The sequence below is a fragment of the Mesorhizobium sp. C399B genome, assembly GCF_030323185.1.
Lineage (GTDB): Bacteria > Pseudomonadota > Alphaproteobacteria > Rhizobiales > Rhizobiaceae > Mesorhizobium.
The window spans coordinates 275,825-296,563 of the sequence record NZ_CP100472.1 but is presented as its reverse complement, the minus strand read 5'-3'; the positions used below and the strand labels follow the sequence as shown (position 1 = coordinate 296,563).

At 62.1% G+C, this 20,739-nt stretch carries 20 protein-coding genes; 18 read left to right on the top strand and 2 right to left on the bottom strand.

Translation table 11 applies throughout. From position 1 onward, the window contains the following. Nucleotides 1-62: 62 nt before the first annotated feature. The 3 genes from rpoB to NLY36_RS01525 all read left to right on the top strand — a co-directional run bounded on the left by rpoB (nucleotide 63) and on the right by NLY36_RS01525 (nucleotide 9,288). On the top strand, nucleotides 63-4,199 hold the full coding sequence (rpoB, locus tag NLY36_RS01535; protein ID WP_023686024.1) for a DNA-directed RNA polymerase subunit beta: 4,137 nt from the start codon (nucleotides 63-65) through the stop codon (nucleotides 4,197-4,199). 147 nt (nucleotides 4,200-4,346) lie between these two features. Then, nucleotides 4,347-8,543 carry a DNA-directed RNA polymerase subunit beta' gene (gene rpoC, locus NLY36_RS01530; protein WP_023667434.1) on the top strand — a complete coding sequence of 1,399 codons (4,197 nt, stop codon included), beginning with the start codon at nucleotides 4,347-4,349 and terminating at the stop codon, nucleotides 8,541-8,543. Between the two features lie 79 nt (nucleotides 8,544-8,622). Continuing rightward, nucleotides 8,623-9,288, top strand: a complete 666-nt coding sequence (locus NLY36_RS01525; RefSeq protein ID WP_023713031.1) for an O-methyltransferase — start codon at nucleotides 8,623-8,625, stop codon at nucleotides 9,286-9,288. A gap of 46 nt (nucleotides 9,289-9,334) precedes the next feature. Here the strand turns inward: NLY36_RS01525 and NLY36_RS01520 are convergent, their stop codons facing one another. Together NLY36_RS01520 and NLY36_RS01515 are read right to left on the bottom strand one after the other, a co-directional pair. Continuing rightward, nucleotides 9,335-10,270, bottom strand: coding sequence for a Gfo/Idh/MocA family protein (locus NLY36_RS01520; RefSeq protein ID WP_023737198.1), 936 nt, complete (start codon nucleotides 10,268-10,270; stop codon nucleotides 9,335-9,337). Nucleotides 10,271-10,376: 106 nt separating this feature from the next. Beyond that, the gene (locus tag NLY36_RS01515; RefSeq protein WP_023713029.1) at nucleotides 10,377-10,658 is read right to left on the bottom strand and encodes a transcriptional regulator; all 282 of its coding nucleotides are present in this window, start codon (nucleotides 10,656-10,658) and stop codon (nucleotides 10,377-10,379) included. 495 nt (nucleotides 10,659-11,153) lie between these two features. Between NLY36_RS01515 and rpsL the strand changes: the two genes are divergently transcribed. The 15 genes from rpsL to rpsQ all read left to right on the top strand — a co-directional run bounded on the left by rpsL (nucleotide 11,154) and on the right by rpsQ (nucleotide 20,670). Continuing rightward, the gene (rpsL, locus tag NLY36_RS01510; RefSeq protein ID WP_006333356.1) at nucleotides 11,154-11,525 is read left to right on the top strand and encodes a 30S ribosomal protein S12; all 372 of its coding nucleotides are present in this window, start codon (nucleotides 11,154-11,156) and stop codon (nucleotides 11,523-11,525) included. 60 nt (nucleotides 11,526-11,585) lie between these two features. After that, on the top strand, nucleotides 11,586-12,056 hold the full coding sequence (gene rpsG / locus NLY36_RS01505; protein WP_008875664.1) for a 30S ribosomal protein S7: 471 nt from the start codon (nucleotides 11,586-11,588) through the stop codon (nucleotides 12,054-12,056). Nucleotides 12,057-12,086: 30 nt separating this feature from the next. After that, nucleotides 12,087-14,177, top strand: a complete 2,091-nt coding sequence (gene fusA / locus NLY36_RS01500) for an elongation factor G (protein WP_023667430.1) — start codon at nucleotides 12,087-12,089, stop codon at nucleotides 14,175-14,177. Between the two features lie 65 nt (nucleotides 14,178-14,242). Beyond that, entirely contained in the window at nucleotides 14,243-15,418 is a 1,176-nt protein-coding gene (gene tuf / locus NLY36_RS01495; RefSeq protein ID WP_023723394.1) for an elongation factor Tu, read from the top strand. Between the two features lie 69 nt (nucleotides 15,419-15,487). Continuing rightward, on the top strand, nucleotides 15,488-15,796 hold the full coding sequence (rpsJ, locus tag NLY36_RS01490; RefSeq protein WP_010909272.1) for a 30S ribosomal protein S10: 309 nt from the start codon (nucleotides 15,488-15,490) through the stop codon (nucleotides 15,794-15,796). A 61-nt stretch (nucleotides 15,797-15,857) separates the two neighbouring features. Continuing rightward, nucleotides 15,858-16,586, top strand: coding sequence for a 50S ribosomal protein L3 (gene rplC, locus NLY36_RS01485; protein ID WP_023682606.1), 729 nt, complete (start codon nucleotides 15,858-15,860; stop codon nucleotides 16,584-16,586). Beyond that, the gene (gene rplD / locus NLY36_RS01480) at nucleotides 16,586-17,206 is read left to right on the top strand and encodes a 50S ribosomal protein L4 (RefSeq protein WP_023672750.1); all 621 of its coding nucleotides are present in this window, start codon (nucleotides 16,586-16,588) and stop codon (nucleotides 17,204-17,206) included. The genes rplC and rplD overlap by 1 nt, the downstream gene beginning before the upstream one ends. Continuing rightward, on the top strand, nucleotides 17,203-17,496 hold the full coding sequence (locus NLY36_RS01475) for a 50S ribosomal protein L23 (protein WP_023672751.1): 294 nt from the start codon (nucleotides 17,203-17,205) through the stop codon (nucleotides 17,494-17,496). Before rplD ends, NLY36_RS01475 begins: the two co-directional genes overlap by 4 nt. Before the next feature lie 23 nt (nucleotides 17,497-17,519). Next, nucleotides 17,520-18,353, top strand: coding sequence for a 50S ribosomal protein L2 (gene rplB / locus NLY36_RS01470; RefSeq protein ID WP_023706515.1), 834 nt, complete (start codon nucleotides 17,520-17,522; stop codon nucleotides 18,351-18,353). Between the two features lie 16 nt (nucleotides 18,354-18,369). Continuing rightward, nucleotides 18,370-18,648, top strand: a complete 279-nt coding sequence (gene rpsS, locus NLY36_RS01465; RefSeq protein ID WP_006205463.1) for a 30S ribosomal protein S19 — start codon at nucleotides 18,370-18,372, stop codon at nucleotides 18,646-18,648. Between the two features lie 2 nt (nucleotides 18,649-18,650). Next, nucleotides 18,651-19,040, top strand: coding sequence for a 50S ribosomal protein L22 (rplV, locus tag NLY36_RS01460; RefSeq protein WP_006205462.1), 390 nt, complete (start codon nucleotides 18,651-18,653; stop codon nucleotides 19,038-19,040). Next, nucleotides 19,040-19,765, top strand: a complete 726-nt coding sequence (rpsC, locus tag NLY36_RS01455) for a 30S ribosomal protein S3 (RefSeq protein WP_023672753.1) — start codon at nucleotides 19,040-19,042, stop codon at nucleotides 19,763-19,765. The genes rplV and rpsC overlap by 1 nt, the downstream gene beginning before the upstream one ends. A gap of 26 nt (nucleotides 19,766-19,791) precedes the next feature. Then, entirely contained in the window at nucleotides 19,792-20,205 is a 414-nt protein-coding gene (rplP, locus tag NLY36_RS01450; RefSeq protein WP_006205460.1) for a 50S ribosomal protein L16, read from the top strand. Between the two features lie 13 nt (nucleotides 20,206-20,218). Continuing rightward, nucleotides 20,219-20,419 carry a 50S ribosomal protein L29 gene (gene rpmC, locus NLY36_RS01445; RefSeq protein WP_006205459.1) on the top strand — a complete coding sequence of 67 codons (201 nt, stop codon included), beginning with the start codon at nucleotides 20,219-20,221 and terminating at the stop codon, nucleotides 20,417-20,419. Between the two features lie 11 nt (nucleotides 20,420-20,430). Further along, nucleotides 20,431-20,670: a 30S ribosomal protein S17 gene (rpsQ, locus tag NLY36_RS01440; protein ID WP_010909280.1), complete on the top strand. Its 240-nt coding sequence runs from the start codon at nucleotides 20,431-20,433 to the stop codon at nucleotides 20,668-20,670. Nucleotides 20,671-20,739 lie beyond the last annotated feature (69 nt).

Below are 20,739 nucleotides of genomic sequence, written 5' to 3'. Positions count from 1 at the left end.
GGCCGCGCATGCAAGGTGAGCCGCGGCGAGGCTCGCCCCGAGTTTATAGCTAAGGAGCGACGATGGCCCAGACCCAGACTTTCAATGGCCGCAGACGCGTACGCAAGTTCTTCGGAAAGATTCCGGAAGTTGCGGAGATGCCGAACCTGATCGAGGTTCAAAAAGCATCCTATGACCAGTTCCTGATGGTGGCGGAGCCCAAGGGTGGGCGTCCGGACGAGGGACTGCAGGCCGTTTTCAAGTCGGTTTTCCCGATCTCCGATTTCTCCGGCTCCTCGATGCTGGAGTTCGTGAAGTATGAGTTCGAAGGACCGAAATTCGACGTTGACGAATGCCGTCAGCGCGACCTGACCTATGCCGCGCCACTCAAGGTGACGCTGCGCCTCATCGTGTTCGATATCGACGAGGATACCGGCGCAAAGTCGATCAAGGACATCAAGGAGCAGGACGTCTATATGGGCGACATGCCGCTCATGACGCTCAACGGCACCTTCATCGTCAATGGCACGGAGCGCGTCATCGTCTCGCAGATGCACCGTTCGCCGGGCGTCTTCTTCGACCATGACAAGGGCAAGTCGCACTCCTCGGGCAAGCTTTTGTTTGCGGCGCGCGTCATTCCCTATCGCGGTTCGTGGCTCGACATCGAGTTCGATTCCAAGGACGTCGTGCACGCCCGCATCGACCGCCGCCGCAAGATTCCGGTGACGTCGCTCTTGATGGCGCTCGGCATGGACGGCGAAGAAATCCTGTCGACCTTCTACAACAAGATCACCTACAAGCGCGCCGGTGACCACTGGCGCATCCCGTTCAACGTCGAGCGTTTCCGCGGCCTGAAGGCCGTTGGCGACCTCGTCGATGCCGATACCGGCGAAGTTGTCGTCGAGGCCGGCAAGAAGATCACCGCCCGCCAGGCAAGAGCGCTTGGCGAAAAGGGTCTGAAGGCGATCAAGGCGACCGACGAGGATCTGCTCGGCAATTACCTGGCCGAGGACATCGTCAACTACGGCACCGGCGAGATTTTCCTCGAAGCCGGCGACGAGATCGACGAAAAGACGCTGAAGGTGCTGCTCGGCACGGGCGAAAGCGAGATCAAGGTTCTCGACATCGACCACGTCAATGTCGGCGCCTACATCCGCAATACGCTCAACGTCGACAAGAACGAGAGCCGCCAGGACGCACTGTTCGACATCTACCGTGTCATGCGCCCGGGCGAGCCGCCGACGCTTGAAACCGCCGAAGCCATGTTCAACTCGCTGTTCTTCGACTCGGAGCGCTACGACCTGTCGGCCGTCGGCCGCGTCAAGATGAACATGCGCCTCGAGCTCAAGGCTGAGGATACCGTGCGCGTGCTGCGCAAGGATGACATCCTGGCCGTGGTCAAGACGCTGGTCGAACTGCGCGACGGCAAGGGCGAGATCGACGACATCGACAATCTCGGCAACCGCCGCGTGCGTTCTGTCGGCGAGCTGATGGAGAACCAATACCGCGTCGGCCTGCTGCGCATGGAGCGCGCGATCAAGGAACGTATGTCCTCGATCGAGATCGATACGGTGATGCCGCAGGACCTGATCAACGCCAAGCCGGCGGCTGCCGCCGTGCGCGAGTTCTTCGGTTCCTCGCAGCTGTCGCAGTTCATGGATCAGACCAACCCGCTGTCGGAGATCACCCACAAGCGCCGCCTGTCGGCACTTGGCCCGGGCGGTCTGACCCGCGAGCGCGCCGGCTTCGAAGTGCGCGACGTGCACCCGACGCATTACGGCCGCATCTGCCCGATCGAGACGCCGGAAGGCCCGAACATCGGTCTGATCAACTCGCTGGCGACCTTCGCGCGCGTCAACAAGTACGGCTTCATCGAAAGCCCGTACCGCAAGATCGTCAACGGCAAGCTGACCAATGAGGTCGTCTATCTCTCCGCTATGGAAGAGTCCAAGCACCACGTCGCGCAGGCCAATGCCGAGCTCGACAAGAATGGTGGTTTCGTCGACGAATTCGTCATTTGCCGCAGCGCCGGCGAAGTGATGATGGCGCCGCGCGAAAACGTCGATCTGATGGACGTGTCGCCCAAGCAGATGGTGTCAGTGGCCGCGGCGCTGATCCCGTTCCTCGAGAACGATGACGCCAACCGCGCGCTGATGGGCTCCAACATGCAGCGTCAGGCCGTGCCGCTGGTGCGCGCCGAAGCGCCGTTCGTAGGCACCGGCATGGAGCCGATCGTTGCCCGTGACTCGGGCGCCGCCATCGGCGCCCGCCGCGGCGGCATCGTCGACCAGGTGGACGCGACGCGTATCGTCATCCGCGCCACGGAAGATCTCGATCCCGGCAAGTCGGGCGTCGACATCTACCGGCTGATGAAGTTCCAGCGTTCGAACCAGAACACCTGCATCAACCAGCGTCCGCTGGTGCGCATGGGCGACCGCGTCAACAAGGGCGACATCATCGCCGACGGTCCGTCGACCGAGCTCGGCGATCTGGCGCTCGGCCGCAACGTGCTGGTCGCGTTCATGCCGTGGAACGGCTACAACTACGAGGACTCGATCCTGCTCTCCGAGCGCATCGTGGCCGACGACGTCTTCACCTCGATCCACATCGAGGAATTCGAGGTCATGGCCCGCGACACCAAGCTTGGACCGGAGGAAATCACACGCGACATTCCGAACGTTTCGGAAGAAGCGCTGAAGAACCTCGACGAAGCCGGCATCGTCTATATCGGCGCGGAAGTGCAGCCGGGCGACATCCTGGTCGGCAAGATCACGCCGAAGGGCGAAAGCCCGATGACGCCGGAAGAAAAGCTCCTGCGAGCCATCTTCGGTGAAAAGGCGTCGGACGTTCGCGACACCTCGATGCGCATGCCTCCGGGCACCTTCGGCACCGTCGTCGAAGTGCGCGTGTTCAACCGCCACGGCGTCGAGAAGGACGAGCGCGCCATGGCGATCGAACGCGAGGAGATCGAACGCCTCGCCAAGGACCGCGACGACGAGCAGGCGATCCTCGACCGCAACGTCTATTCGCGCCTTTCCGACGTTCTCGTCGGCAAGGAAGCGATTGCCGGGCCGAAGGGCTTCAAGAAGGGCTCGAAGCTGTCGAAGGACACGCTTGACGAGTATCCGCGTTCGCAGTGGTGGCAGTTTGCGGTGGAGAACGAAAAGCTCCAGAGCGAACTGGAAGCCCTGCGTGGCCAGTACGACGATTCCAAGAAGGCGCTCGAGCAGCGCTTCATGGACAAGGTCGAGAAGGTCCAGCGCGGCGACGAAATGCCTCCGGGCGTCATGAAGATGGTCAAGGTCTTCGTGGCCGTGAAGCGCAAGATGCAGCCGGGCGACAAGATGGCCGGACGTCACGGCAACAAGGGTGTCGTGTCGCGCATCGTTCCGGTCGAGGACATGCCTTTCCTCGAGGACGGCACGCATGCCGATATCGTGCTCAACCCGCTGGGTGTGCCGAGCCGCATGAATGTCGGCCAGATCCTGGAAACGCATCTGGGCTGGGCATGCGCGGGCATGGGCAAGAAGATCGGCGAGCTGATCGACGCGTACAAGACGGCTGGAGACATTAAGCCGTTGCGCAAGACGCTCGAGAGCTTCATCCCAGCCAACGACCGCAACGAGCCGGTCCGCGAATATGACGACGAGAGCATCGTTCGCCTCAGCGAGCAGATGCGCCGCGGCGTCTCTATCGCGACACCGGTGTTCGACGGCGCGCATGAAGTCGACATCAACATCATGCTGGAGCAGGCGGGCCTGCACACCAGCGGTCAGTCGCAGCTCTATGACGGACGCACCGGCGAGCCGTTCGATCGCAAGGTGACGATGGGCTATATCTATATGCTCAAGCTTCACCACCTGGTGGACGACAAGATCCACGCGCGTTCGATCGGTCCGTACTCGCTCGTTACCCAGCAGCCGCTGGGCGGCAAGGCGCAGTTCGGTGGCCAGCGCTTCGGCGAAATGGAGGTCTGGGCGCTGGAAGCCTATGGCGCCGCCTACACGCTGCAGGAAATGCTGACGGTGAAGTCGGACGATGTCGCCGGCCGCACCAAGGTCTACGAGGCGATCGTGCGCGGCGACGACACGTTCGAGGCCGGCATTCCCGAGAGCTTCAACGTGCTCGTCAAGGAAATGCGGTCTCTCGGCCTCAATGTCGAGCTGGAGAACACCAAGCTCGACGACAACCCTGTCCGGCTGCCAGATGCTGCCGAATAGGGGCGCGGCCGAGTAAGCAAGACATCCGGTCGCGGAACGCCGCGACCGGATGCAACAAATTCTACGGCCAGTGGGCCGACCAGTCAGCGGGCATTTGGCCCGCGTTAGATGCAAGGGGTTTTCGAGGACCCCGAAAAGGAGAACGGCATGAACCAAGAGGTCATGAATCTCTTCAATCCGCAGGCGCCGGCGCAGGTGTTCGATTCCATCCGGATATCGCTCGCCAGCCCTGAGAAGATTCTGTCCTGGTCGTTCGGCGAGATCAAGAAGCCGGAGACCATCAACTACCGCACCTTCAAGCCGGAGCGTGACGGTCTGTTCTGCGCGCGCATTTTTGGCCCGATCAAGGACTATGAATGCCTGTGCGGCAAGTACAAGCGCATGAAGTACAAGGGCGTCATCTGCGAAAAGTGCGGCGTCGAAGTCACGCTGTCGCGCGTTCGCCGCGAGCGCATGGGCCACATCGAGCTGGCGGCACCTGTCGCTCACATCTGGTTCCTGAAGTCGCTGCCGTCGCGCATCGGCACGCTGCTCGACATGACCCTGAAGGACATCGAGCGCGTCCTCTACTTCGAGAACTACATCGTCACCGAGCCTGGCCTCACCGCGCTGAAGGAGCACCAGCTGCTCAGCGAGGAAGAGTACATGATCGCCGTCGACGAGTATGGCGAGGATTCGTTCACCGCCATGATCGGCGCCGAGGCCATTCATGACCTTCTGGCCGGCATGGACCTGGAGAAGATCGCCGGCGACCTGCGTTCGGAACTGGCTTCGACCACGTCCGAGCTGAAGCAGAAGAAGTATCTGAAGCGGCTCAAGGTCGTCGAGAACTTCATGGAGTCCGGCAACCGTCCGGAATGGATGATCATGAAGGTGGTTCCGGTGATCCCCCCGGACCTGCGCCCGCTGGTTCCTCTGGATGGTGGACGTTTCGCGACGTCCGACCTGAACGATCTCTATCGCCGCGTCATCAACCGCAACAACCGTCTGAAGCGGCTGATCGAGCTGCGCGCCCCCGGCATCATCGTGCGCAATGAAAAGCGCATGCTGCAGGAAGCCGTCGATGCGCTGTTCGACAACGGCCGTCGCGGCCGCGTCATCACCGGCGCCAACAAGCGTCCGCTGAAGTCGCTGTCGGACATGTTGAAGGGCAAGCAGGGCCGGTTCCGCCAGAACCTGCTCGGCAAGCGCGTCGACTATTCGGGCCGTTCGGTCATCGTCACCGGTCCGGAGCTCAAGCTGCACCAGTGCGGCCTGCCGAAGAAGATGGCGCTCGAACTGTTCAAGCCGTTCATCTACGCCCGCCTCGACGCCAAGGGGTTCTCCTCGACCGTCAAGCAGGCCAAGAAGCTGGTCGAGAAGGAGCGTCCGGAAGTCTGGGATATCCTCGACGAGGTCATCCGCGAGCATCCGGTGCTCTTGAACCGTGCGCCGACGCTGCACCGCCTCGGCATCCAGGCGTTCGAGCCGATCCTGATCGAAGGCAAGGCGATCCAGCTGCATCCGCTGGTCTGCACGGCCTTCAACGCCGACTTCGACGGCGACCAGATGGCCGTTCACGTGCCGCTGTCGCTGGAAGCGCAGCTTGAAGCCCGCGTGCTGATGATGTCGACCAACAACATCCTGCACCCGGCTTCCGGCGCGCCGATCATCGTGCCTTCGCAGGACATGGTCCTGGGTCTCTACTATCTCTCGATCGTCAATCAGAACGAGCCGGGCGAAGGCATGGTGTTTGCCGACATGGGCGAACTCCAGCACGCGCTCGAGACCAAGGCGGTGACGCTGCACTCCAAGATCAAGGGTCGTTTCCGCACGGTCGACGCCGAAGGCAAGGTCGTGTCGAAAATCTACGACACCACGCCTGGCCGCATGATCATCGGCGAGCTGCTGCCGAAGAACGTCAATGTGCCTTACGAGACGGCCAACCAGGAGATGACCAAAAAGAACATCTCCAAGATGATCGACACCGTCTACCGCCACTGCGGTCAGAAGGAGACGGTCATTTTCTGCGACCGCATCATGGCCCTCGGCTTCAGCCACGCCTGCCGCGCCGGCATTTCGTTCGGCAAGGACGACATGCTGATCCCGGACGCCAAGATCAAGCTGGTTTCCGACACCGAAGCTTTGGCCAAGGAATACGAGCAGCAGTACAATGACGGCCTGATCACTCAGGGCGAGAAGTACAACAAGGTCGTCGACGCCTGGGCCAAGTGCTCGGAAAAGGTCGCCGACGAGATGATGGCCCGCATCAAGGCCGTCGAGTTCGAGGACAGTGGCCGTCAAAAGCCGATGAACTCGATCTACATGATGTCGCATTCGGGTGCGCGTGGTTCGCCCACCCAGATGCGTCAGCTCGCCGGCATGCGCGGCCTGATGGCAAAGCCCTCGGGTGAAATCATCGAGACGCCGATCATCTCGAACTTCAAGGAAGGCCTGACCGTGCTCGAGTACTTCAACTCGACCCACGGCGCCCGCAAGGGTCTGGCCGACACCGCCTTGAAGACGGCGAACTCGGGTTACCTCACCCGTCGTCTGGTCGACGTGGCGCAGGACTGCATCGTCAACTCCGTGGATTGCGGCACCGACAAGGGCCTCACCATGCAGCCGATCGTCGATGCCGGTCAGGTCGTCGCTTCGGTCGGCCAGCGCGTGCTGGGCCGCACCTCGCTCGACGACATCACGCACCCGGTTTCGGGTGAGGTTCTGGTCAAGGCCGGAACCCTGATGGACGAGCGTGACGTGGAAAAGATCGAAAAAGCCGGCGTGCAGTCGGTCCGCATTCGCTCGGCACTGACCTGCGAGGTCAGGATCGGCGTGTGCGCGGTCTGCTACGGACGCGATCTTGCCCGCGGCACTCCGGTCAACCAGGGCGAAGCCGTCGGCGTCATCGCGGCGCAGTCGATCGGCGAGCCGGGCACCCAGCTCACCATGCGTACCTTCCACATGGGCGGTACGGCGCAGGTGGTGGACAGCTCGTTCCTTGAAGCCTCGTATGAGGGCAAGGTCGAGATCCGCAACCGCAACGTGGTGCGCAACTCGGACGGCCAGCAGATGGTCATGGGCCGCAACATGGCGGTGCTGATCCTCGACGAAGCCGGCAAGGAGCGTGCCTCGCATCGCCTTACCTATGGTTCGCGCATCTTCGTGGACGATGGCGACAAGGTGAAGCGCGGCCAGCGTATCGCCGAATGGGATCCCTATACCCGCCCCGTCCTCACCGAAATCGAGGGCAAGGTGTCGTACGAGGATCTGGTCGACGGCATTTCAGTTCAGGAAACGGCCGACGAATCGACCGGCATCACCAAGCGCGAGGTCATCGACTGGCGCTCGACGCCACGCGGCAACGACCTCAAGCCGGCGATCGCGATCCTTGACCCCAAGGGCAAGGTCGGCAAGCTGTCGAAGGGCGGCGACGCCCGCTTCCTGCTCTCGGTCGAGGCCATTCTTTCGGTCGAGCCGGGTTCGCAGGTTCGTCCCGGCGACGTTTTGGCGCGTATCCCGATGGAAAGCGCCAAGACCAAGGATATCACCGGTGGTCTGCCGCGTGTTGCCGAACTGTTCGAGGCACGTCGTCCGAAGGATCACGCCATCATCGCAGAGATCGATGGCACGATCCGCTTCGGCCGCGACTACAAGAACAAGCGCCGCATCATCATCGAGCCGCATGACTCGACGCTTGAGCCGGTCGAATACCTGATCCCGAAGGGCAAGCCGTTCCATCTCCAGGACGGCGACGTCATCGAGAAGGGCGACTACATCCTCGACGGCAATCCGGCGCCGCACGACATCCTGGCGATCAAGGGCGTGGAAGCACTTGCTTCCTACCTCGTGAACGAAATCCAGGAAGTCTACCGTCTGCAGGGCGTGTCGATCAACGACAAGCATATCGAGGTGATCGTTCGCCAGATGCTGCAGAAGGTCGAGATCACGGTGCAGGGCGACTCGACCTACATTCCGGGCGACCACGTCGACGTGATCGAACTGGAAGAGGTCAACGAGCGCCTGGTCGAGGACGGCAAGAAGCCGGCCGAAGGCCAGCCAGTGCTGCTGGGCATAACCAAGGCCTCGCTGCAGACGCCGTCCTTCATCTCGGCCGCCTCCTTCCAGGAGACGACCAGGGTGCTGACCGAAGCTGCGGTTGCCGGCAAGACCGACATGCTGCAGGGCCTGAAGGAAAACGTCATCGTTGGCCGGCTGATCCCGGCCGGTACCGGCGGCACGATGAGCCAGATCCGGCGCATCGCCACCTCGCGCGACGAACTGATCATCGACGAGCGCCGCAAGGCCTCCGGTGTCGAGGTCGCCGAGCCGATGCTGACCGACATGGTCAACGCCGCGCAGTAAGCGCGGTAGGACGAGAAGAAGGAAGGGGGCCCCAGCGGCCCCTTTTCGCGTTTTGACCCCTAATCGAATCGAGGAAAACATGAGCAAGAAGGTTTGGACTGACGTCGACGACTACATCGTTTCCTCTCTCTTCGAAGCAGATCCCATCCTCGAAGCGGTGCTTGCGGCCAACCGCGACCAGGGCCTGCCGGCCATCGACGTATCGCCGGCGCAGGGCAAGCTGCTGTCGCTGCTGGTCCGCATCAGCGGCGCCAGGAAGGTGCTGGAGATCGGCACGCTTGGCGGCTACTCGACCATCTGGATGGCAAGGGGATTGCCCGTCGGCGGCAAGATCGTGACGCTCGAACTCGAGCCGCATCATGCAAAAGTCGCGCACTCGAATCTTGAGCGGGCAGGGGTGTCGGACAAGGTCGAACTCAGGATCGGCCCCGCGCTTCAGTCGCTTGAGACGCTGGCTGCCGAAAATGCCGGTCCGTTCGATCTGATCTTCATCGACGCGGACAAGCCGAACAACCCGAATTATCTGTCATGGGCCATGCGCCTGTCGCGGCCGGGGACGGTCATCATCTGCGACAACGTCATCCGCGACGGCACCGTGCTCAACGACGATGGCCGTGATGCCTATGTCGAAGGCGCACGCGGTGCGTTTTCCTTCATCGGCGGCGACAAGCGCCTGGACGGCACCGCCATCCAGACCGTCGGCGCCAAAGGCTATGACGGGTTTGCGATTGCGATCGTCGAGTAAGGCTGCATGGTGAGTGTCCGGACTGCGGTCCGGCAGAACTCATCGTTCAATCGAAGAACGCTCCCACCACATTGCGCTTGCCGAGCATGAAGGCGTCGGCCACGTGCTGCAGGGGTGCCAAATCGACATCGGAGACGCCGGCGCGTACGATTTCAGCGAAGCGCCGGTAAAGCTGGGGATATTCGGCCTCCGGCTCGTCGTGAACCACCTTGCCGTCGATGGCGAGCTTGGTGCCGCCGCCGGACAGCACCATCTTGCCCTTGTCGGTGTCGGCCAGGATGTCCCAGCTCTGTGGTCCCGTCTGCAGCCAGTCGAGCTCCATGGTCACCGGCAACCCATCCGAGGTACGGAAGATCACGTGGGCCGCCACAGGCGAGGCGCGGTTTTCCGGGAAGTCGAGGACGGCCGAGGTGATGAACATCGCCGGCAGGATGTGGGTTGCGATCGACAGTGCGTTTATGCCGGGATCGAAGACGCCGAAACCGCCCGGCGCCCAGATCCAATCCTGGTTCGGATGCCAGCGGCGGACATCTTCCTTCCAGGCGATGGCAGCCGAGTTGACCTTGGCCGACGCTAGGAAGGCGCGCGCGGCCTCCACTGCCGGCGCGTAGCGCGAATGCCAGCTGGCGAACAGTGAGACGCCGTTGGCTGCCGCCAGCTGCTTCAGGTCCTCGACCTCACTGACCGTAGCGCCCGGCGGCTTCTCCAGGAAAACATGCTTCTTCGCCATCAGCGCGGTGCGTGCCGCGTCGTAGCGGAACTGCGGCGGCATGCACAGCGAGACGGCCTCGAGGTCGGGCACCGCGTCGAGCATCGCCTCGATGGTCGGAAAATTGGGGATGCCGTCCACCTTGCCGTGCCGGCTGGCAGCGGCGATGAGGCGGTAGTCCGCATCCTTGGCCACTGCCGGCAGATGCTGGTCGCGCACGATTTTGCCGACGCCGACGATGCCGAGCTTGATGGGACCATTGTTCGAGGGCATGGGAACTCCGCGGATTCGAATTTGGCTGGTTAAGTCGCCCGGTTCTTAGCAGAGAACCGGTGCCGGGCAAGCCGGCGCGGTGACAGGCGCAAGCAGCCGGCGACGCTCAGAGCGGAACCTCGAACGTAACGATCGACACTTCGCCTTCGAGCGCGCCCTGGAAGGCCGACAGATGCGGCTCCTCGTCGGGTACGCCCTCCATATCGCCAATCTGGTCGAGCTCAGCTTCGGCATAGCCTTCGGCGGCGAGCGATTCGAGCGCCCGGCGCACGGCCGAATCGTCGTCGGGCGCGACCAGCATCACATGCACGCCTTCCGGCTTGCCGCCCTTCTTTTTCCAGACGCGGCCGGTGATGATGGTGACCGGGCGCTCCTCATTGTCGTTCACGGGCTGATTCCTTTTGAGACGGGTGCGGGCGAGGGGATTTGCGCTGTCCATGGCGCCTTTTGCCATGAAGAACCCGCGCATGACAGCCAAAAGCCGGTCACTTTCTTGTCTGCGCGGGTCACTTTCTTCCTCTGCCTTGCAAAATGAAGAAAGAAAATTACATGCGTCTTTCACATGGCTGCCAAGCCGTCGTCAGCGCGCAATATTTGGCGTGCCGGGGTTGACGGTTCACGGTCTTGCGAGTAGAAGCCGCCCAGTCAGAACCGATGTGAGGCTCTCCCTTCCGAAGCGACACGCTTTGGAGTTTGCCTCAAACAGGGTTCGTTTTACGAGCGAAAAGACATTTCCGGCGCGCATGAAGCGGTTCCCGCTTCCTCTGCATTTTGTTCGGGCAGGACCGCGAGGTGCGGTTTATGGCCCGAATTTGCGTATGGAATTGGCGCTTTGAGCGGCCCTGACCGGGCGAGACACGGAATTGAGAGACAAGAGGGTTTAATGCCTACCGTCAACCAGCTGATCCGCAAGCCGCGCATTGCGCCGGTGAAGCGCAACAAGGTCCCGGCCATGCAGCAGAACCCGCAGAAGCGGGGCGTCTGCACGCGCGTCTATACAACGACGCCGAAGAAGCCGAACTCGGCACTGCGCAAGGTGGCCAAGATCCGCCTGACCAACGGCTTTGAAGTGATCGGCTACATCCCCGGCGAAGGCCACAACCTTCAGGAACACTCCGTGGTCATGATCCGCGGCGGCCGCGTCAAGGATCTTCCGGGCGTGCGCTACCACATCATCCGCGGCGTGCTCGACACGCAGGGCGTGAAGAACCGCAAGCAGCGCCGTTCGAAGTACGGCGCCAAGCGTCCGAAGTAAGATTTTCCGGCCCTGGCGCTGCTTGAATGCGTCGGGCTACGAGATTGAGAGACAAAAGCCATGTCGCGTCGTCACAGTGCAGAAAAGCGTGAGATCAATCCGGACCCGAAGTTCGGCGATCTGATCGTCACCAAGTTCATGAACGCCGTCATGTATGACGGCAAGAAGTCGGTTGCCGAGACCATCGTCTACGGTGCGCTCGACCAGGTTCAGTCGAAGACCAAGCAGGAGCCGGTCACCGTCTTCCATCAGGCGCTCGACAATGTCGCGCCGCATGTGGAAGTCCGGTCGCGCCGCGTCGGCGGCGCCACCTACCAGGTTCCGGTCGATGTGCGCCCCGAGCGCCGTCAGGCCCTGGCGATCCGCTGGCTGATCGCCGCGGCCCGCAACCGCAACGAGACCACCATGGTCGACCGCCTCTCCGGCGAGCTGATGGACGCGGCTAACAACCGCGGCACCGCCGTGAAGAAGCGTGAAGACACCCACAAGATGGCTGAAGCCAACCGCGCTTTCGCACATTACCGCTGGTAAAGCGCGAACGAGACTGAGAAGGCATCCAAGATGGCCCGCGAATACAAAATCGAAGACTACCGCAATTTCGGTATCATGGCGCATATTGACGCCGGCAAGACGACGACCACCGAGCGCGTCCTCTATTACACGGGCAAGTCGCACAAGATCGGCGAAGTCCACGACGGCGCTGCCACCATGGATTGGATGGAGCAGGAGCAGGAGCGCGGCATCACCATCACGTCCGCCGCCACTACGACCTTCTGGAAGGGTCGCAGCGGCAAGATGTACCGCTTCAACATCATCGACACTCCCGGACACGTCGACTTCACCATCGAAGTCGAGCGTTCGCTGCGCGTGCTCGACGGCGCCATTGCGCTGCTCGATGCCAATGCCGGTGTTGAGCCGCAGACGGAAACCGTCTGGCGCCAGGCCGACAAGTATAAAGTTCCGCGGATGATCTTCTGCAACAAGATGGACAAGATCGGCGCCGACTTCTACCGCTCGGTCGAGATGATCGGCTCGCGTCTTGGTGCGCATGCCGTCGTCATGCAGCTGCCGATCGGCGCCGAGACCGAGTTCAAGGGTGTCGTCGATCTCGTCGAGATGAACGCGCTGGTCTGGCGCGACGAGACGCTGGGCGCTGCCTGGGACGTCGTCGAGATCCCGGCCGACCTGCAGGCTCGCGCCGAAGAATACCGCGAGAAGATGATCGAAGCCGCTGTCGAAATGGACGAGACGGCACTCGAGAATTACCTCGAAGGCAAGATGCCGTCGAATGACGAGATCCGCGCGCTGATCCGCAAGGGCACCATCGCGGTCAAGTTCTACCCGATGTTCTGTGGCTCGGCCTTCAAGAACAAGGGCGTGCAGCCGCTGCTCGACGCAGTCGTCGAATACCTGCCGTCGCCGGCCGATGTTCCCGCCATCAAGGGCGTCGACGCCAAGACCGACGCCGAGATCGAGCGTCATGCCGACGACAACGAGCCGCTGTCGATGCTGGCCTTCAAGATCATGAACGACCCGTTCGTCGGCTCACTGACCTTTGCCCGCATCTATTCGGGCAAGCTGACCAAGGGCATCTCGGTCGACAACACCGTCAAGGGCAAGAAAGAGCGCATCGGCCGCATGCTGCAGATGCATGCGAATTCGCGCGCCGACGTCGAAGAAGCCTTTGCCGGCGACATCGTCGCTCTGGCTGGCCTCAAGGACACGACCACCGGCGACACGCTCAGCGATCCGCTGCACCCGGTCATCCTCGAGCGCATGGAATTCCCCGATCCGGTCATCCAGATCGCCATCGAGCCGAAGACCAAGAACGACCAGGAAAAGATGGGCCTCGCCCTTCACCGCCTGGCCGCCGAGGATCCGTCCTTCCGCGTCAAGACCGACGAGGAAAGCGGCCAGACCATCATTTCGGGCATGGGCGAGCTTCACCTCGACATCATCGTCGACCGCATGCGCCGCGAGTTCAAGGTCGAGGCCAATGTCGGCGCGCCGCAGGTGGCTTACCGCGAGACCATCACCCGCAGGCACGAGCAGGACTACACCCACAAGAAGCAGACCGGCGGTACCGGTCAGTTCGCCCGCGTCAAGATCGTGTTCGAACCGAACCCGGAAAGCTCGGAGTTCGAGTTCGAGACCAAGATCGTCGGCGGTGCGGTTCCCAAGGAATACATCCCGGGTGTCGAAAAGGGCATCAACAGCGTCATGTCGTCGGGTCCGTTCGCGGGCTTCCCGATGATCGGCGTCAAGGCGACGCTTATCGACGGCGCTTACCACGATGTGGACTCCAGCGTTCTGGCCTTCGAAATCGCCGGCCGCGCCTGCTTCCGTGAAGCCGCACCCAAGCTTGGCGTGCAACTGCTCGAGCCGATCATGAAGGTCGAAGTCGTGACGCCGGAAGACTATGTCGGCAGCGTCATCGGCGACCTGAACGGCCGTCGTGGCCAGATCCAGGGCCAGGAAGCGCGTGGCGTGGCTGTCGTCATCAACGCGATGGTGCCGCTGGCCAACATGTTCAAGTACGTCGACAACCTGCGCTCGATGAGCCAGGGCCGCGCTGCCTACACGATGCAGTTCGATCACTATGAGCCTGTGCCGACCGCGGTCGCCCAGGAAGTCCAGAAGAAATACGCGTAACCCCAGCGGGTTGCATCGGTAACTTAATTCAAGGCCCGTACGGGCGAGCAGATTGGAGACATCACATGGCAAAAGGTAAATTCGAGCGTAACAAGCCTCATGTGAACATTGGCACGATTGGCCACGTCGATCATGGCAAGACGTCGCTGACGGCGGCGATCACGAAGTATTTTGGCGAGTACAAGCGCTACGACCAGATCGATGCGGCGCCCGAAGAGAAGGCCCGCGGCATCACGATTTCGACGGCGCACGTCGAATACGAGACGGCAGCGCGCCACTACGCCCATGTCGACTGCCCCGGCCACGCCGACTATGTGAAGAACATGATCACCGGTGCTGCGCAGATGGACGGCGCGATCCTGGTCGTGTCGGCCGCCGACGGCCCGATGCCGCAGACCCGCGAGCACATCCTGCTTGCCCGTCAGGTCGGCGTGCCGTCGATCGTGGTGTTCCTGAACAAGGTCGACCAGGTCGACGACGCCGAGCTGCTCGAACTGGTCGAGCTCGAGGTTCGCGAGCTTCTGTCGAAGAACGAGTTCCCCGGCGACGACATTCCGATCGTCAAGGGTTCGGCTCTGGCTGCTCTGGAAGATTCCAACAAGACCATCGGCGAAGACGCGATCCGCGAGTTGATGGCTGCGGTCGATGCCTACATCCCGACGCCGGTTCGTCCGCTGGACAAGCCGTTCCTGATGCCGATTGAAGACGTGTTCTCGATCTCGGGCCGTGGCACGGTCGTGACCGGCCGCGTCGAGCGCGGCATCGTCAAGGTCGGCGAGGAACTGGAAATCATCGGCATCCGTCCGACGACCAAGACGACCTGCACGGGCGTCGAGATGTTCCGCAAGCTGCTCGATCAGGGCCAGGCCGGCGACAACATCGGCGCGCTGCTGCGCGGCGTTGATCGTGAAGGTGTCGAGCGCGGCCAGGTTCTGGCCAAGCCCGGTACGGTGAAGCCGCACAAGAAGTTCGTGGCCGAAGCCTACATCCTGACCAAGGACGAAGGTGGCCGTCACACGCCGTTCTTCACCAACTACCGTCCGCAGTTCTACTTCCGCACGACCGACGTGACCGGCATCGTGTCGCTGCCGGAAGGCACGGAGATGGTTATGCCCGGCGACAACATCACGGTCGATGTCGAGCTGATCGTGCCGATCGCCATGGAAGAGAAGCTGCGCTTCGCCATCCGTGAAGGCGGCCGCACCGTCGGTGCCGGCATCGTCGTCACCATCAAAGAGTAATTTGGACTTAAACCGATCTGTCGCGGGCGCAGGATTTGCCCGCGCCGCGCCAGAACAAGGAAGTGACGCATGAACGGACAGAATATCCGCATCCGCCTGAAGGCGTTTGATCACCGCGTGCTCGACGCCTCGACGAAAGAAATCGTGTCGACGGCCAAGCGCACCGGAGCAAACGTCCGCGGCCCTATTCCGCTGCCGACGCGGATCGAAAAGTTCACGGTCAACCGGTCGCCTCACGTCGACAAGAAGAGCCGCGAGCAGTTCGAGATGCGCACGCACAAGCGTCTGCTCGACATCGTCGATCCGACCCCGCAGACGGTCGATGCTTTGATGAAGCTCGATCTGGCCGCCGGTGTCGACGTCGAGATCAAGCTCTAAGGGAATGAGAGCGCGGTAAGGGGCGGTGCCCCTGGCCCGGAACTCTAAAGGAATTGAACCGATGCGTTCAGGTGTGATTGCAAAGAAGGTGGGAATGACCCGCATCTATAATGATGCCGGGGAACATGTTCCCGTCACCGTTCTCCAGATGGAGAACTGCCAGGTCGTGGCTCAGCGCACGCAGGAGAAGAACGGCTATACGGCCGTCCAGCTCGGCGTTGGCCTTGCTAAGGTAAAGAATACGTCGAAGGCGATGCGCGGCCATTTCGCGACCGCTTCCGTCGAGCCGAAGGCGAAGGTCGCCGAGTTCCGCGTCTCCGCCGACAACATGATCGATGTCGGCGCCGAGATCACCGTCGAGCACTTCGTCGCCGGCCAGAAGGTCGATGTGACGGGCACGACGATCGGCAAGGGTTTCCAGGGCGTCATCAAGCGCCATCACATGGGTGGTGGCCGCGCGACGCACGGTAACTCGGTTTCGCACCGTACGCACGGTTCGACCGGCCAGCGTCAGGACCCGGGCAAAGTGTTCAAGGGCAAGCATATGGCTGGCCACATGGGCGACACCCGCGTCACCACACAGAATGTCGAGATCGTTTCGACCGACGCCGACCGCGGCCTGATCCTGATCCGCGGTGCGGTTCCCGGATCGAAGGGCGCCTGGATCCTGGTCCGCGATGCGGCCAAGGTGGCACTGCCGGCCAACGCGCCGAAGCCTGCCGCGATCCGCGCCGTTGCCGCCGAGAGTGGCGCCAAGAACGAGGCTCCGGCCGCAGAGGGAGCAGAATAATGGATCTCAAGATCACAACGCTTGGCGGCAAGGACGCCGGCAAGGTGAAACTCTCCGAGGAGATTTTCGGCCTTGATCCGCGCGAGGACATCCTGCAGCGCGTCGTGCGCTGGCAGCTGGCCAAACGGCAGCAGGGCACGCACAAGGCCAAGGGCCGCGCCGAAATCGCGCGCACCGGCGCCAAGATGTACAAGCAGAAGGGTACGGGCCGCGCCCGTCACCATTCGGCACGCGCTCCGCAGTTCCGCGGCGGCGGCAAGGCCCACGGCCCGGTCGTTCGCAGCCACGAGCACGATCTGCCGAAGAAGGTGCGCGCTCTGGGCTTGCGGCATGCTCTCTCGGCCAAGGCCAAGAGCGCGTCGATCATCATCATCGACGAGCTGAAGCTGACCGAGGCCAAGACGAAGGCGCTGATCGCGAATTTCGCGACACTGGGCCTGACCAACGCCTTGGTGATCGGCGGTGCCGAGCTTGACCAGAACTTCAAGCTGGCGGCGACCAACATCCCGAACATCGACGTGCTGCCCATCCAGGGCATCAACGTCTACGACATTCTGCGCCGCGGCACGCTGGTCCTTTCGAAGGCCGCCGTCGAGGCTCTCGAGGAGCGCTTTAAATGACCGACCTCCGTCATTACGACGTGATCGTCTCGCCGGCGATCACGGAAAAGTCGACCATGGCTTCCGAGAACAACCAGGTTGTTTTCAACGTCGCCAAGAAGGCGTCGAAGCCGGAAATCAAGGCCGCTGTCGAAGCGCTGTTTGGCGTCAAGGTTACGGCCGTGAACACGCTTGTCCGCAAGGGCAAGATCAAGCGCTTCCGCGGCACGATCGGCCGCCAGAGCGACGTCAAGAAGGCGATTGTGACACTGGCCGACGGCCAGTCGATCGACGTCGCGACGGGTCTCTGAGCTAGGCCGCGAGGACAACAAACATGGCACTTAAAAAATTCAACCCGGTAACGCCGAGCACCCGCCAGTTGGTCATCGTCGACCGCTCGGGCCTCTACAAGGGCAAGCCCGTCAAGGGACTGACCGAAGGCCTGACCAAGTCGGGCGGCCGCAACAATCACGGCCGCATCACGGCCCGCTTCATCGGCGGCGGTCATAAGCGTTCGTACCGCATCATCGACTTCAAGCGCCGCAAGTTCGACGTCGTCGGCACGGTCGAGCGCATTGAATACGATCCGAACCGCACCGCCTTCATCGCGCTGATCAAGTATGACGATGGCGAGCTGTCCTACATCATCGCTCCGCAGCGCCTTGCCGCCGGCGACAAGATCGTGGCCGGTGAATCGGTCGACGTGAAGCCAGGCAATGCGATGCCGCTGGCCTCGATGCCGGTCGGCACGATCGTCCATAACATCGAGCTGAAGCCGGGCAAGGGCGCCCAGGTTGCCCGCTCGGCAGGTGGCTACGGACAGCTGGTCGGTCGCGACCAGGGCATGGCGATCCTGCGCCTCAACTCGGGCGAGCAGCGGGTCGTTCACGGCTCCTGCATGGCCACCGTCGGCGCCGTGTCGAACCCCGACCACGGCAACATCAACGACGGCAAGGCCGGCCGCACGGTCTGGCGCGGCAAGCGCCCGCACAATCGCGGCGTGACCATGAACCCGGTCGACCATCCGCATGGCGGTGGTGAAGGCCGCACCTCCGGTGGCCGTCATCCGGTCAGCCCGTGGGGAAAGCCGACCAAGGGCAAGAAGACGCGGTCCAACAAGGCGACCGACAAGTTCATCCTGCGCTCGCGCCATCAGCGCAAGAGCTAAGAAGAGGTAACGCCAAGTGACTCGTTCTATTTGGAAAGGCCCCTTCATCGACGGCTACCTTCTCAAGAAGGTGGACAAGGTTCGTGAAGGTGGTCGCAATGAGGTGATCAAGATGTGGAGCCGTCGCTCCACCATCCTGCCGCAGTTCGTCGGCTTCACCTTCGGTGTCTACAACGGCCAGAAGCATGTTCCCGTCTCGGTGAACGAGGACATGGTCGGTCACAAGTTCGGTGAATTCGCTCCGACCCGGACCTATTACGGTCACGGCGCGGATAAGAAGGCGAAGAGGAAATAATCATGGGCAAGGCCAAAGCTCCGCGCAGGCTTGCTGACAACGAAGCGCGCGCCGTTCTGCGCACGATCCGTATCAGCCCGCAGAAGCTGAACCTGGTTGCCGCGCTGATCCGCGGCAAGAAGGTCGCGACAGCGCTTTCCGATCTCGAATTCTCGGCCAAGCGGATTTCCGGCACGGTCAAGAAGACGCTGGAATCGGCGATCGCCAACGCGGAAAACAACCACGACCTCGACGTCGATGCACTGATCGTGGCGGAAGCCTATGTCGGCAAGTCGATCGTCATGAAGCGGTTCCATGCTCGTGGCCGCGGTCGCGCCAGCCGTATAGAAAAGCCGTTCTCGCACCTCACGATCGTCGTTCGTGAAGTCGAAGAAAAAGGGGAGGCCGCATAATGGGTCAGAAAGTCAATCCGATCGGTCTGCGCCTCGGCATCAACCGCACCTGGGATTCGCGCTGGTTCGCGAACACCGGCGAGTACGGCAAGCTGCTGCATGAGGACATCAAGATCCGCAAATATCTTGAAAAGGAACTCAAGCAGGCTGCGATTTCCAAGGTCGTGATCGAGCGCCCGCACAAGAAGTGCCGCGTCACCATCCATGCGGCGCGCCCGGGCCTGATCATCGGCAAGAAGGGCGCCGACATCGAAAAGCTTCGCAAGAAGCTGATGGAGATGACGAAGTCCGAGACGCACTTGAACATCGTTGAAGTGCGCAAGCCGGAAATCGACGCAACCCTGGTCGCCCAGTCGATCGCCCAGCAGCTCGAGCGTCGTATCGCGTTCCGCCGCGCCATGAAGCGCGCCGTTCAGTCGGCGATGCGCCTGGGCGCCGAAGGCATCCGCATCAACTGCGCCGGCCGTCTCGGCGGCGCAGAGATTGCGCGCATGGAATGGTACCGCGAAGGCCGCGTGCCGCTGCATACGCTGCGCGCCGATGTCGACTATGGCACGGCCGAAGCGCATACGGCTTACGGCATCTGCGGCGTCAAGGTCTGGGTGTTCAAGGGCGAAATCCTCGAGCACGATCCGATGGCTTCGGAGCGTCGCGCGACCGAGGGTGATGCTGCGCATGGCGGTGGTGGTGATCGCGAACGCGGTCGTCGTCGCGAAAACGCCTGATTATTTAGGAATTTGGAGTTAGAACGATGCTGCAGCCAAAGCGCACAAAGTTCCGCAAGCAGTTCAAGGGCCGTATCCATGGTACCGCAAAGGGCGGCACCAACCTGGATTTCGGTGGTTTCGGGCTGAAGGCGCTTGAGCCGAACCGCGTCACCGCGCGTGAGATCGAGGCGGCCCGCCGCGCGATCACTCGTGAGATGAAGCGTGCCGGCCGCGTGTGGATCCGTATTTTCCCTGATGTGCCGGTGACGTCGAAGCCGACTGAAGTGCGCATGGGCAAGGGCAAGGGCGCTGTCGATTACTGGGCGGCGCGCGTCAAGCCGGGCCGCATCATGTTCGAGATCGACGGCGTCAACGAAGAAACCGCCCGTGAGGCGCTGCGTCTCGGCGCGGCCAAGCTCTCGGTCAGGACGCGCTTCGTACAGCGCATCGCAGAATAAGGACGGGCTGATCATGAAAGCCGAAGACATCCGGACCAAGACCCAGGACCAGCTGACCGACGATCTGGCCAGCCTGAAGAAGGAGCAGTTCAACCTGCGCTTCCAGAAGGCCACCGGCCAGCTCGAGAAGACCGCGCGCGTGCGGCAGGTTCGCAAGGACATTGCGCGTATCAAGACCATCGCTGCGGAAAAGTCCGCGGCCAAGAAGGCTTAAGGACGAAAATCATGCCAAAGCGCATTCTGCAGGGCACTGTCGTCAGCGACAAGAACGAGAAGACGGTAGTCGTCAAGGTCGAACGGCGCTTCACGCATCCCGTGATGAAGAAGACCGTGCGCATGACCAAGAAGTACAAGGCGCACGACGAGAACAACGCCCACAAGGTCGGCGATCAGGTGTTCATCCAGGAATCGAAGCCGATTTCCAAGGACAAGCGCTGGATCGTCGTGTCTTCGGACCAGGCGTAACAAACCGAATTTTGGACAGACCGGGGAGGGGCTTTGAGCCCGTCCCGTTAGAAGAGAAGAAGGCGGCCA

Excerpts from the sequence above, each read along its gene's own strand:
- rpoC (WP_023667434.1), top strand. The coding sequence starts at position 4,347 with ATGAACCAAGAGGTCATGAATCTCTTCAATCCGCAGGCGCCGGCGCAG.
- rpsG (WP_008875664.1), top strand. The coding sequence starts at position 11,586 with ATGTCGCGTCGTCACAGTGCAGAAAAGCGTGAGATCAATCCGGACCCG.
- tuf (WP_023723394.1), top strand. The coding sequence starts at position 14,243 with ATGGCAAAAGGTAAATTCGAGCGTAACAAGCCTCATGTGAACATTGGC.
- rplP (WP_006205460.1), top strand. The coding sequence starts at position 19,792 with ATGCTGCAGCCAAAGCGCACAAAGTTCCGCAAGCAGTTCAAGGGCCGT.
- NLY36_RS01520 (WP_023737198.1), bottom strand. The coding sequence starts at position 10,270 with ATGCCCTCGAACAATGGTCCCATCAAGCTCGGCATCGTCGGCGTCGGC.
- rpoB (WP_023686024.1), top strand. The coding sequence starts at position 63 with ATGGCCCAGACCCAGACTTTCAATGGCCGCAGACGCGTACGCAAGTTC.
- rpsJ (WP_010909272.1), top strand. The coding sequence starts at position 15,488 with ATGAACGGACAGAATATCCGCATCCGCCTGAAGGCGTTTGATCACCGC.
- NLY36_RS01525 (WP_023713031.1), top strand. The coding sequence starts at position 8,623 with ATGAGCAAGAAGGTTTGGACTGACGTCGACGACTACATCGTTTCCTCT.
- fusA (WP_023667430.1), top strand. The coding sequence starts at position 12,087 with ATGGCCCGCGAATACAAAATCGAAGACTACCGCAATTTCGGTATCATG.
- rpmC (WP_006205459.1), top strand. The coding sequence starts at position 20,219 with ATGAAAGCCGAAGACATCCGGACCAAGACCCAGGACCAGCTGACCGAC.
- rplC (WP_023682606.1), top strand. The coding sequence starts at position 15,858 with ATGCGTTCAGGTGTGATTGCAAAGAAGGTGGGAATGACCCGCATCTAT.
- rplB (WP_023706515.1), top strand. The coding sequence starts at position 17,520 with ATGGCACTTAAAAAATTCAACCCGGTAACGCCGAGCACCCGCCAGTTG.
- rpsQ (WP_010909280.1), top strand. The coding sequence starts at position 20,431 with ATGCCAAAGCGCATTCTGCAGGGCACTGTCGTCAGCGACAAGAACGAG.
- rplV (WP_006205462.1), top strand. The coding sequence starts at position 18,651 with ATGGGCAAGGCCAAAGCTCCGCGCAGGCTTGCTGACAACGAAGCGCGC.
- rpsL (WP_006333356.1), top strand. The coding sequence starts at position 11,154 with ATGCCTACCGTCAACCAGCTGATCCGCAAGCCGCGCATTGCGCCGGTG.
- rpsC (WP_023672753.1), top strand. The coding sequence starts at position 19,040 with ATGGGTCAGAAAGTCAATCCGATCGGTCTGCGCCTCGGCATCAACCGC.
- NLY36_RS01475 (WP_023672751.1), top strand. The coding sequence starts at position 17,203 with ATGACCGACCTCCGTCATTACGACGTGATCGTCTCGCCGGCGATCACG.
- rplD (WP_023672750.1), top strand. The coding sequence starts at position 16,586 with ATGGATCTCAAGATCACAACGCTTGGCGGCAAGGACGCCGGCAAGGTG.